The organism is Winogradskyella sp. SM1960 (genome assembly GCF_020179375.1).
GTDB classification, from domain to species: domain Bacteria; phylum Bacteroidota; class Bacteroidia; order Flavobacteriales; family Flavobacteriaceae; genus Winogradskyella; species Winogradskyella marina.
The window spans coordinates 1,271,777-1,285,043 of sequence record NZ_JAICBG010000001.1 but is presented as its reverse complement, the minus strand read 5'-3'; the positions used below and the strand labels follow the sequence as shown (position 1 = coordinate 1,285,043).

Here is a 13,267-nt window from a genome sequence, read left to right as displayed (position 1 = left end):
CTTTAAAATTGATTTAAAATAAGGTGATTAATACTAATAACAGTTTGGTTGTACGCATTTAGATTATCGAGATACGTGAGCTCAATGTCTGTAGCGGTTTCTAAACTTTGGATGTATTGAAAAAAGTCAATTTCACCTTCTTTAAAGGTTCTATTGGCTGTTTTAATAATTTCATTTTTTAAGCGTTTGCCTTGGGTATTGTAATAGTGAATAGCTTCTTCAAATTTCTGTAGTGTGGTGAGCAGCGATTTGTATTTTGAATTTAATTGCACTTCATAATCTTGTTTCTGCTCTACAATGATGTCTTTGGCAATTTTAGAGGCTTTGATTTTTGAAGAATTTCCAAAGAATAATAAGGGAATTTTTAGCCCGAATTGATAGCCTCTAATATTATCATTTAATTGGTCGTTGGTTCCTTGGAAATATTCGAAACTAAGGTCGGGTAGAAGACTTTGCTTTTCGGATTTATAAAGAGCATTCTGGTAATTTTCGGCATTTTCGAAATAGCGTAAACCAGAATTATCTTGAAGCGAAGGACTGTTTAATTCTAATTGGTCTAAGTCCTGGTCTATTATAACAATAGTGTCGACTTGCACAATTGCTTTTAATTGCTCTTTTGAATATACAACATCTTGCAGTGCTTGCTTATACAAGGTTTGCAATTGCTTTTGCTTAGATTCGGCCGTGATGGTTTCTAAGTAATTGGTCTCACCAAGTTCAAAACGTCGTGCGGATTTCTGCGCAAAATCATGATACAAACTATCTAAAAATCGATAGGTTTCTGCCTTTTGTTTCGCATAACCTAATTGATAATAACTAGAATAAACTTGTTTTTTAAGTTGTTGTAGTTGAATGTTGTATCTAGAGGTTTCTAAATCTACTCTGGCTTTGTTCGCTTTTTTATCAGCAAAATAAGCCGTTGGAAATTTAAAATCTTGAGCAATTCCAAATACTTTTAAGGGTTCGTTGTTCGCAGCTAAGTTGCTCTCGTCATAATTATAATACAACGCCGTTTTATTAAAATTAAAAGCACTTGCAACCAAAGCATCGCTTTTTTCAATTTCTAAATGAGAGGCTTTTAAATGGGCATTATTCGCTATAGCGACATCTAAAGTTTGTTCTACCGTAAGAGGTGTTTGGGCATTGCCTTGCCACATAAATAGAAAACCAAGGATAGTGACTACTGTTGTTTTATTCATCTTATGGGCTGTTTTATTTTTATACCATGCATAAAGAACGGGTAAGACCACTAAGGTTAAAATAGTGGCAGTAAACAGGCCTCCAATCACCACCGTGGCCAAAGGACGCTGTACTTCTGCACCTGCACTAGTAGAAATGGCCATAGGTAAAAATCCTAAGGCCGCAGCCGAAGCTGTTAATAATACAGGTCTTAAACGTTCCGTTGTTCCACGTTTTACAAGCGTTTCAATATCATTCATGCCTTCCTCATCGTGTAATGCCTTAAAATGTTCTATAAGCACAATACCGTTTAGTACGGCAATACCAAATAGAGCAATAAAACCAACCCCTGCAGAAATACTAAAGGGTAAGTCGCGTAACCATAATAACAACACACCTCCAACAGCAGCTAACGGAATGGCAGAATACACTATTAATGCTTCTTTTACGGAATGAAATGCAAAATATAAGAGTACAAAAATTAGAATCAATGCTATGGGAACTACAACAAGTAAACGGTCTTTAGCACTTTGAAGATTTTCAAATTGGCCACCATATGTGATATTGTAACCCACCGGAAGTTGTAATTGCGTATCGAGAATAGTTCTTACCTCTGTAACTACCGATTCTAAATCTCTATTTCTAACATTTACACCGACAACGATTCTACGTTTGGTATCATCTCTCGAAATTTTTGCAGGACCTTCCGTGTAAGTAATCGTCGCTAATTCACGCAAAGGAATCTTGCTACCATTGGGCACATCGACATATAAGTTCTGAAGACTTTCAAGATTTTTTCTACTGTTTTCATCTAATCTAACTACGAAATCAAATCGTTTTTCACCTTCAAAGACATTCCCAACGGTTTTGCCAGCAAATCCCATAGAAATAAGATTATTAATATCTGAAATGTTAAGGCCATAACGGGCTATTTTATGTCTGTTGTACACCACGCTCATTTGTGGTAGGCCTTCCACTTTTTCTACCACAATATCCGAAGCGCCATCTACATGTTCAATTAAGGTTTTAACCTCATTGGCCTTTTTGGCTAAAACCGATAAGTCTTCACCGAAAATTTTAATTGCAACATCTGCTCTTACACCTGTAATAAGTTCGTTAAATCGCATTTCAATAGGTTGGGTAAATTCTATTTCCATCCCAGGAATTACTGCTAAAGCACCTTTAAATTTCTCGGCTAATTCGTCTTTGCTACTTGCTGAAACCCATTCTTTTTTAGGTTTTAGTTTAATGATGACATCACTCTCTTCCATAGACATGGGGTCGGTAGGGACTTCCGCTGCACCAATTCGGGAAACGACTTGTTCGACTTCGGGAAAATTATCGATTAATATTTGTTCTATTTTTGTAGTGATTTCTATGGTTTTTCCGAGGGAGGTTCCTGTTTTAAGAACGGGCTGAATTACAAAATCACCTTCATCTAGAGTCGGTATAAATTCGCCACCCATTTTGCTAAAAATAAATGCACTTATTACCAATAAAACTCCAGAAAGACTAAGGACTATTTTTTTGTGAGCTAAAGACCAACGGATAATAGGTTCGTACCCTTTTTTGATAAAATTCATTAAGCGTACCGAAACATTCTTTGAAGATGGTTGGCTAGGTTTTAAAAATAAGGATGCTACTACGGGCACATAGGTTAAACACAAAAGCATAGCACCAACGAGCGCGAAGCTAAAGGTGAGTGCCATGGGTTTAAACATTTTGCCTTCCACACCAGTTAGTGTTAAGATAGGAATAAAAACAATGAGGATGATTAATTGCCCAAAAATGGCCGAATTCATCATTTTTGAAGCACTTTTTAGGGTAATATTGTCAATTTCGGTCTGTCTTTCGTGTTTGTTGATTGTTTTTAGTTGGTCACTTTTTGAAATTATTCGAAAGGCAATAAACTCTACAATGATAACAGCGCCATCAATAATAATTCCGAAATCAATAGCGCCAAGACTCATTAAATTGGCATCTACGCCAAATACATTCATCATAGAAATCGCAAACAATAAACTCAAAGGAATAACTGAAGCGACGACCAAGCCAGAACGTAAATTTCCTAACAATAAGACCACTACAAAAATGACAATAAGTGAACCGAGGATTAAATTTTCTGACACCGTAAATGTGGTTTTGTTTATCAATTCGCTTCGTTCTAAAAAACCATTGATATAAACGCCCTCTGGTAAGGTATGCTGAATAGAAGTCACACGTTCTTTTACGGCATCGATTACGGCTTTAGAATTACCATCTTTAATCATCATAATTTGGCCTAAAACCTTTTCGCCTTCTCCATTTCCGGTAATGGCTCCAAAGCGTGTGGCACTGCCAAAATCAACCTTAGCAACATCTTTGATGTAAATTGGTGTGCTGGTGTTTTTAACAACAATATTTTCTATGTCTGTTAGAGATTTTACTAAACCTTCGCCACGTATAAAAAAGGCTTCATCATTTTTTTCAATATAGCCACCACCAGCAACGGAATTATTTTTTTCGAGTGCCTCGTAAATTTCAGAAATTGAAATATCCATGGCATTTAATTGCTTCGGGTTAATAGCCACTTCATATTGTTTTAAAAATCCACCCCAAGTATTCACTTCAACCACACCAGGAATTCCAGAGAGTTGACGCTTTACTATCCAATCTTGAATGGTTCTTAAGTCAGTTGCTGAATATTGGTCTTTATAATCCGGTTTTACATCTAAAATGTATTGGTAAATTTCACCTAAACCTGTGGTAATCGGTCCCATTTCTGGGCTACCAAAACCTTCAGGGATTTTTTCGGAGGCCGACTTTATTTTTTCCGCGATTAATTGTCTGGGTAAGTAGGTTCCCATAGCGTCTTCAAAAACAATGGTGACGACGGATAAACCGAATTTAGATACCGAACGAATTTCTTCTACGCCAGGTAAATTCGCCATTTCTAATTCTACGGGGTAGGTGATAAATTGTTCAACATCTTGGGTTGATAAATTTCGCGAGGTGGTAATAACCTGCACTTGGTTGTTGGTAATATCTGGTACAGCTCCAATAGGAATTTGCGTTATAGAAAGGATTCCGAAACCAACAATAAAAGCTGTAAATAGGAAAATAATTAGCTTATTTTTTAAGCTGAATTTTATAATGTATTCTAACATAATTCATAAAAATTAAGAAATAATGATTGCCTGTTTTGTGAAAAAAAACAGGATTAAATCTAAAATGAATTAGGCGTGTTTAGGCGGTTGAAAAACAGAAGATTTCTCAAAGTTAGTATGAGAGTCTGTATAGTAAAAGTTGAAAGGAATTTTTACAAAATCTTGTTGCGTAAAATCGTAAGTAATAGCCGTGTTTATAAATACCGGACTGATATGCGAACAAATGTGATGTGCATCTTTAAAAGGTAAGTCTTCGTGCTCTTTATGGTCGTTATCGTGGGTGACTTTAGCATCACCATAATGCTCTGTTAAAAATTCAATAAAAGTGTCCCCATACATTTCTTTATGATAGTCCGCATGCTCCAATAAAACACCAAACTTAGAAAAGTCTTCTAAGCTGATATTGAAACTTTGGAACAGTATCAATAGTGAATATGTAAATGCCACCAATTTAGTCATAACATTTACGAAGGTACAAATTTTAGCTAATAATTATGTCATAAATGTTACATGGCTAATAAATAAGTTATTATTTTAAATGATTCTATTGTAGTTGGTTATAGAATTTTGTTGGCTAAATATTTGGCATCTTTTTTAATGCCGCCCAATGTTGCAGAACCGCGTGTGTGTAACCAAGGTAAACCAATAAAGTAAAGGCCTTTTGTAGTGCTTATACCTCTGTGGTGTTTAGGATAACCGTCTTCAGCGAGTTCTAGATTTTCAATCCATTTAAAATTTGGTTTATAACCTGTTGCCCAAATGATATTTTTTATGTCAGTTAGCTCCTTAGTAGCTGTTTTAATGGTGTTTGCTTCAGCATCTAGTGTGTGTCCAACCGTTTCTACATTATTTCGGCTGATGATGCTTTTAACATCTGTGCCAATAATGGGTTGCTTCGATTCGCTTATCTTTTTCCCTATCCATGAAGTTTTACTAAAACTTAAAAACCCAGTAATGGTAAACCACCACCATAAGGTTTTTCCTAAAATTTCTTGTGGCAATGTTCTAATATCTGTACTTCCCGAAAAATAGGTGGTTTCTTTGGTGTTTTTTGAAATTTCATCTAAAATTTGAAAACCACTATCACCTCCACCAACTACCAAAGTTGATCCTTTTTGTAATTGCGCTGGTGTTTTATAATAATTGCTATGAACTTGATAAATACTATCTGATAGGTTTTTGTGAAATTCAGGTGTGTAAGGAATATGAAAGGGTCCTGTTGCAATGATTACATGTTTACAGCTAATGTCTTTTTGGTTGGTGGTTATAATAAAATGGTCGTTCTTTTTTTCAATACGTTCTGCTAAGGTGTTAAGCTGAATGGGGAACTGAAAGGTGTCAACATATTGTTTAAAATATGCTGCCACTTCAAATTTATTTGGGTAATGGCCTTTTGGAGCCGGAAACGGCATGCCTACTAAATGATTAAACTCTGTTGGTGTAAATAATTTTAACGAATCCCAACGGTTAAGCCAAGAGGCGCCAATTTGGTCTTCGCGGTCTATAATTAAAAAATCTTTTTGTTTCTGTTTTAGAAAATAAGCCATAGAAAGCCCGGCTTGTGCGGCACCTATGATTACAAAGTCTTTCATTAATTTGTTTTGTTGGTATCTGGACATAATACCATTTTTAACGGTTTTATACAAATAGATTGTCGTTAAATATCCTTGCCGTTAGATAAAGAACTTAGGCATGCATCTATCTAAAAATACGCCTTCAACTGAATAGTTCCTGTATGAATCATTTTTGAGGTTTCTGATTTTCTTCCGAAATAATTCAAATTTAAATCTAAGTATTTGGTCAGTTTTTTTTGTGCTAATAAACTCCAAGTGAAGTTTTTTCCAGGTTGTAAGCCTTCGAGCATTTGGTACGCAACAGGTGAATTAGCATTCCCTTCAAATTCATTTTCAAAAAAGTTAAACTCTCCTGTTAGTGCTATTTTTTGAGCGTTGTTATAAGTGAAAGATAAACCGTAATTATTTTGCGCCAAGGATTCTAAACTTCCTATGGTGTTTTCCTTAGAGGCGTATTGGTAAAACACATCGAACTGTGCGTTTTCGCTAAATAAATAACTCAGTTTTGGTTTTAATTGGTAATTGTCAATAGTGTAATTTCTATTTGTGAAATTCTCGCTTTTACTGTCGTCATTTCCGATGCTCGCCAAGGTGTTTACCAGCCAATTTACATTAAACTTATGATTGAAATTTAACTGATGACTGTTGGTTTTGTTTTGCTGAAAACCTGTAGATAATAAGTTTCGACTTTTATTGGTTAAAAAGGTGTATGATGTGGTGTAGTGTTGTTTCCCACGGTTGAAAAATAGCACATTTCTAATGCTGTAATTTAAGGACACAAAATCTTCGGTATCTAAATCGTCTTTTAAGGCTTCAAAAGGATTGAGGTTAAAAGAACTTTCATCTTTAAATTTTTTACTATCCACAATAAAAGAGGCTTGGTCGTAGAAATGGGACCAAAATTGTTTCGATTTATTTTCTGAAACACTCCAACTTTGTGGGTTTATAGTAATGGTTTGTCCAAATCGATTTTGATGGGTTTGTACAAAAACTTGGTTGGGCAACAGGACTCTAATATAACTGCCTTGGTCTGCGAATTGGGCAATTTCAAACTCGTCTAATTCTTGAATGCCATTCTCGTTATAGTCAATCCACGTGTAAGCACCTTGGCCTGCTTCAACTTCAACATACGTAAAATCTTGTTGTGCTAAGGTACCCGAATTGGTTTCAAAACTGGTATTTAAGACGATGAGGTTATTGAACAATTTCTGATTAAAATTCAATCTGCTATTCAAACTTTGTTCATCATCTACGCTACTATCTTCCGATTTTAAATCTCTATAATTTAAGAAAACTTGAAGGTTTGTATTCTGATTTTGAATCAATCGCGATTTCAAATAATAAGTGTTAGAGCTGTTAACACGCTTTAAAGAATTGTTTCGTAAACTGTCGTTATACCGTTTTACATAACCCACTTCGGCGTAAACTTTGGTGCTGTCACCAATACCAACAAAAGCTTCGTAGGCCTTGAATTTCTGACTTACAGGCGTTAAGGAATCTGTTGCAAGTACACGTTGTTCGTTGTCTTCTGTTGAAAATTTAGCACCTGCCCATTTATTGTTTTTACCATAAACCACTCGGTTAAACGAGCGTAAAAATGTTGATTGATTAATGCTGCTTTCGTTGTTTAAAAGGCTTGAGTTTGAAAACACCTGAAAATCACCCAAACGTAAATTAGCCGAAACATTATGGCGGTTTCCATTGAAGTTTTCAGAATAGTTTAAATGTTCAAAATTATATGTCGCAATCCCTTTTTTAGCATGCGATAATCGCAGTCCAGAGGTGAATAAGAGTTGGTTGCCATAATCGATAATTTCTTCGGTATTATCTGAGGTATTTAAATTCCAATCCCGATTAAATTCGGCCCTGTATAAACGTTGAATGGTGTTAAAGTTCTTTTGAATAAAATCAGCATCAACAAGTGCGGAAACATTCCAAAGGCTATCTGATTGTATAAGATTTTGCTTTAAGGTGAATTTTCCGGCATAGCCATCATTGTTGTTGTCATCTAGGTCTGAAAATAAATTGTCATCCTTTTTACTGGCTGCCAATTCAAAAAAGACATCCGTGTTTTTACTTGGATTGTATTGGCCGTTTACAGTGGCAATTTGCAAACGTTCTGGAGCTATGAGTTGTGTAATCGGTTCGTAATTTCCTTGAGGAACACCAGCAATTGGCGCGACATATTCATAAATATTGTTGATGGCATTACTATTACTTAAGATGTAATTACCTTCATTTTCGCCGACTAAAGTAAAACGAAGGCTGTACAATTCATCTTCAGCATTATTAGAAAACACATAGATTTCCTCTGTGCCAATGACTTCTTTTCGATATAAAATACGATTTTCAGAATAGGTGGCAGGCGAAGCTGAAGGCGCTGTCATTAAATCTAAATCATCACCTGCATTTGCTAATATTTGCGTTTGCTCGGTTGAAAGATTCTGTTGTAAAGGTTGATTTTTAGCATCACTTTCAGAATAGACGGCGACATTTAGTTTTAAAGTTTCGGTTTCATAATTAGCACCACCAAAAACGGTAAATCTAGAATAATTACGTTCACTAAATTGATAATCGACTGTAATTCGCATTTCGGAAGTTATCGGAAAAGTGGAATTAAAAATAATTTCACCAGCATTATAATCAATAACGTAATCGTTGTTTTCACCACGTTGTAACGGCACACCATTAACGTAAACGGTTTCACTTCCTGAAACCACAAGGACGTACAACTCATTGTTAGAACCACGTAATTTATAAGGCCCTTGATTCCCTTCTTGAGCCGTAAATTGTGTGGTGGTAAATTGGCCACGAACCAAAGCACCAGAAGCAAAAACAGACGTCTTATCGCTTAAATTGGCATTGACCAACAACCCTTGTACACGCTTTGAAAAATTAGCAAAATAGCTTTTCGTGTTTTCTAGGTCAATATCACCAGCGCGTATATTCCAATCGTCACTAAACAACTCGATAAACACTTGGTCAAATTCATCTAGGCGTTGCGAATAACCACTTTCTTGCAACGGAATATTGGCATCTTGAATAGAGGCTCTCAACGATACTTTATCGCTCAGTTTTCCTGAAATCTGTAAATCGAGCTCACTATTTAATACCGAATTTTGGTTGTTTCCTATGGTGACACCTCGTGAAATACTTCCGGAAGTTGTTAAACCATCAAAGGGTGTAAATGTATCTTTATTCGTGGTGTTTTGTAAGGTGTATAATTGCTGGTATTCTGAAGACCGTTCTATCACCACCGCATCATCTAATTGTTTGTAAACTTTGGTTAAGAAATCTGGATAACGCAAGTAGTCTATTTGAATGCTATCGATTTCAGTAGGCATTTTAAAACGCAATAATGCTTTAGGAAAATCGACAGTGTATAATGTAGAATCAATAAGTATATTATCCATGGTTTTCACTGTAAAACGTGAAGGATTAATACTAACAGAATCAATTTGAATAGAATCTTTAACAGCTACTTTCTTTTGTATATAATTACTATTCTGCTCTTGGGAAAACCCCAAAAAAGCGCATAGCATTAGTAGAAAGGAAATAGCAATTTTCATGTAGAATAATAACTGATTTAAGCTAAAAATATTTTATCGTTAAAACAAGCTTAAAATAATGGTGTAAAAGTAGCGTATTATTTAATTTAGCGGTTAATCGAATGTATAACTAAAATGAGGTTCCCGTTTTTTTGGGAAATGTGTATGAAAATAGTGTCTTATAATGTTAATGGTATTAGAGCAGCCTTAAAAAAAGGTTTTATAGAATGGTTAACAGCGACAGATCCAGATGTTATTTGTTTGCAAGAAATTAAAGCAATGGAAGAGCAACTCGATTTAGAGGTGTTTACCGAAGCAGGTTATAAATTTAATTATTGGTTTAGTGCACAGAAAAAAGGCTATAGTGGTGTGGCTATTTTATGTAAAACGGAACCTAAGCATATTGAATTCGGTACTGGAATAGAATCTATGGATTTTGAAGGTCGAAATATCAGAGTAGATTACGATGGTGTTTCTGTAATGAGTATGTATTTACCTTCTGGAACTAATGATGCTCGATTATCGCATAAGTTTGAATACATGAACCTTATTCAAGAATATTTAACCGAACTTCAAACAGAAAAACCAAATTTGGTGGTATGTGGCGATTATAATATTTGTCATGAAGAAATTGATATTCACAATCCAAAAATGAAAGGTGTTTCAGGATTTTTACCTGAAGAACGCGAGTGGTTAGGTGCGTTTATTGATAGTGGGTTTATAGATAGTTTTAGGTATTTAAACCCTGAGCGTCAGGAATATTCATGGTGGAGTTATCGCGCAAACTCTAGAGCGAATAATAAAGGTTGGCGATTAGATTATGCCATGGTGAGCAAACCTTTACAAGAAAAAATAAAACGCAGCGTTATACTAACAGAAGCAGTCCATAGTGACCATTGTCCAATTTTATTGGAACTAGACTTATAATTACTAACAAAGAGATTTTTACCCTTAAAGTTCCTAATTTAGATTGTCCCCTTGAGGGGACTTTAGGGGTGTTAAAACGTATATAAAAATAAATAAAAATGATTAAAAAACTTTCAATCTTAGCCTTATCGATTACATTATTTACCTCTTGTGTGTCGAAGAAAATTTATACAGACCTTGAAGATAAATACGCCAATTTAAAACAAGAAAACCGAGGTTTATCGGATGAATTAGAAACATTATCAAGTGATAATACAAAATTGACTAATGATTTAAATCAATTACAAGCGTCCTACGACCAAGCGGTTGCGGAGCGCGATAAACTTCAGGCAGATTATGCCGCAGCGAAATCTAATTTAGAAACTTTAAAAGCCTCTTACCAAGCTTTAGAAGAAAACAGTTCGGCTGCGATTGCTAAAAACTCACAGAAAAACAGAGAATTATTAGCGCAATTAGAAGCAAAAGAACAAGCCTTAGCAGCAGAAAACGAACGCTTAAATACTTTAAAGCAAGAATTAGAAAGTCGTTCGCAACGAGTTGCTGAATTAGAAAATGTTATTGCCAGTAAAGATGCTGCCATGCATAAATTAAAAGATGCCATTTCTAAGGCCTTAACTAATTTTGAAGGCAAAGGCTTAACTGTTGAACAACGCAATGGTAAAGTATATATTTCTATGGAAAACAAGTTGTTGTTTCAATCTGGAAGCTGGTATGTTGGAGCACAAGGAAAGCAAGCGGTAAAACAATTAGGAAGCGTTTTGGCTGAAAATCCTGAAATCTCAGTATTGATTGAAGGTCATACGGATAATGTACCATATAAAGGTAATGCACAATTGAGTGGTAACTGGGATTTGTCGGCAAAACGTGCCACAGCGATTGTAAATATTCTTAGAGAAAATGCCGCAATTAATCCTGAAAACTTAACCGCAGCAGGTCGTGGTGAATTTGCACCAATAGCAACGAATGATACAGCTGATGGTAAAGCGAAGAACAGAAGAATAGAAGTGATTTTAACACCTAAGTTAGATGAGATTTCTAAGTTGTTAAATGAAATATAAATCAGAACGCCATTGCAAATCAAGCATCAAAGCGTGATTTACAATGACGAATTAACAATTTTTTAGACCTCACATGTTTTTAAAACCTGTGAGGTCTGCTTATATTTACTGTCGGGTTGAGCGCAGACGAAACCTAATTTAGAAACTAAATGTTGAACTAAAACGAGAGTCCTGCTTTCGTAGGAAATGAGATGAAATACACAACACTACCAAATACAAACATAAAAGTTAGCAAAATATGTTTAGGCACCATGACTTGGGGCAACCAAAACACACAAGACGAAGGGTTTGCTCAAATGGATTTTGCTTTAGATAAAGGGGTTAATTTTTTTGATACAGCAGAATTGTATCCTGTTCCGGCAAGAAAAGAAACCTATGCTGAAACCGAACGCATTATTGGTAATTGGTTTGCTAAAACGGGAAACAGAGATAAAGTTGTTTTAGCTTCAAAAATAGCTGGAACGGGAGATTATACAGCGCATATAAGGACCAATGGTTTTAGTAAGGAAGCGCTCAACGATGCTGTAAACCATAGTCTAAAACGTTTAAAAACCGACTATATAGATTTATATCAACTGCATTGGCCAGAACGTAATACAAATACTTTTGGTGTACGTGATTATAAGAATAATCCGAAAGATAAGTGGGAAGATAATTTTAATGAAATTCTTCATCATTTAGATGAGATTATTAAGTCAGGAAAAATAAGACAAGTTGGTATTTCTAATGAAAAAGCTTGGGGAACGATGCGTTATTTAGAAGAATCTAAAAGGCACAGTTTACCTCGAATGGTTACCATACAAAACGCATACTCTTTAATTAATAGAGTTTTTGAAGGTGATTTAGCAGAAGTTGCACAGCGCGAGAATATTGGCTTATTAGCCTATTCTCCAATGGCATTTGGAGTTTTATCTGGTAAATATATAAACGGAACAGCGGCTAAAAATGCAAGATTGAATATGTTTACGCATTTTTCACGATATAGTAGTACAAATGCTACAGAAGCTACAAAGCGCTATTTAAAAATTGCTGAAGATCATAATATGTCTTTGGCACAAATGTCCTTAGCTTTTGTAAATGAAAGACCATTTGTAACGAGTAATATTATTGGAGCCACTAATATTGATCAGCTCACTGAAAATATTAATAGTATTAATATGTCATTGTCAGATGATGTGCTGAAAGCTATTGATAAGGTACATTCTGAAATCCCAAATCCTGCGCCATAAGAGGTTTAATAAATGAGGTTCCTGCTGTTGTTAATCTTGAGCGAAGTTGAAAAGGCAGGAATTGTTTAAATCTTAATCTGACGATTAATTTGTTCTTGTAAAGAAATAAACGTTTCTGTCCTCGAAACCCCTTTTATACTTTGTATTTCAGAATTAAGCACGTGCATTAAATGCTCATTATCTTTTGAAAGAATCTTTATAAAAATAGACCAGTTTCCTGTGGTGTAATGACATTCAATAACCTCAGGAATTTTTTGTAATTGCTTTACTGCTTCAGGATTACTAATGGCTTTATCGAGATAGACACCAACAAAAGCCATGGTGGTATAACCTAAAGCTTTTGGGTTAATCATAAATTTTGAACCGGCTAAAAGGCCTGATTTTTCAAGCTTTTTTATACGTTGATGAATCGCAGCACCAGAAATTCCGACATTACGAGCAATTTCTAGAATAGGTGTTCTCGCATCTTCCATTAATGCGCGTAGTATTTTTTTGTCTATGCCGTCAATATAAATACCGCTATCGCTAATCTTCATAAGTAGTTGTCTAATAAATTGAAAGTGAAAGATAAAAAAAGCGTTTCAATACGAAACGCTTTTAAAGATT

At 35.1% G+C, this 13,267-nt stretch carries 8 protein-coding genes; 3 read left to right on the top strand and 5 right to left on the bottom strand.

The features are described from left to right. Positions 1-2: 2 nt before the first annotated feature. The 4 genes from K1X16_RS05420 to K1X16_RS05405 all read right to left on the bottom strand — a co-directional run bounded on the left by K1X16_RS05420 (position 3) and on the right by K1X16_RS05405 (position 9,468). The gene (locus K1X16_RS05420) at positions 3-4,325 is read right to left on the bottom strand and encodes a CusA/CzcA family heavy metal efflux RND transporter (protein ID WP_225035332.1); all 4,323 of its coding nucleotides are present in this window, start codon (positions 4,323-4,325) and stop codon (positions 3-5) included. A gap of 69 nt (positions 4,326-4,394) precedes the next feature. Next, positions 4,395-4,784: a hypothetical protein gene (locus K1X16_RS05415; protein ID WP_225035331.1), complete on the bottom strand. Its 390-nt coding sequence runs from the start codon at positions 4,782-4,784 to the stop codon at positions 4,395-4,397. Positions 4,785-4,882: 98 nt separating this feature from the next. Then, positions 4,883-5,917, bottom strand: coding sequence for a flavin-containing monooxygenase (locus tag K1X16_RS05410; protein ID WP_225035330.1), 1,035 nt, complete (start codon positions 5,915-5,917; stop codon positions 4,883-4,885). Between the two features lie 110 nt (positions 5,918-6,027). Further along, positions 6,028-9,468, bottom strand: coding sequence for a hypothetical protein (locus K1X16_RS05405; protein ID WP_225035329.1), 3,441 nt, complete (start codon positions 9,466-9,468; stop codon positions 6,028-6,030). A gap of 144 nt (positions 9,469-9,612) precedes the next feature. On the opposite strand from K1X16_RS05405, the gene K1X16_RS05400 reads away from it, so the two are divergent. From K1X16_RS05400 to K1X16_RS05390, 3 genes are all read left to right on the top strand, one after another. Then, the gene (locus tag K1X16_RS05400; protein ID WP_195870094.1) at positions 9,613-10,374 is read left to right on the top strand and encodes an exodeoxyribonuclease III; all 762 of its coding nucleotides are present in this window, start codon (positions 9,613-9,615) and stop codon (positions 10,372-10,374) included. A 98-nt stretch (positions 10,375-10,472) separates the two neighbouring features. Further along, positions 10,473-11,432, top strand: a complete 960-nt coding sequence (locus tag K1X16_RS05395) for a flagellar motor protein MotB (RefSeq protein ID WP_195870093.1) — start codon at positions 10,473-10,475, stop codon at positions 11,430-11,432. 191 nt (positions 11,433-11,623) lie between these two features. Next, positions 11,624-12,661, top strand: coding sequence for an aldo/keto reductase (locus K1X16_RS05390; protein WP_195870092.1), 1,038 nt, complete (start codon positions 11,624-11,626; stop codon positions 12,659-12,661). Positions 12,662-12,726: 65 nt separating this feature from the next. Here the strand turns inward: K1X16_RS05390 and K1X16_RS05385 are convergent, their stop codons facing one another. Further along, entirely contained in the window at positions 12,727-13,197 is a 471-nt protein-coding gene (locus K1X16_RS05385) for an Lrp/AsnC ligand binding domain-containing protein (RefSeq protein ID WP_195870091.1), read from the bottom strand. Between the last annotated feature and the right edge of the window lie 70 nt (positions 13,198-13,267).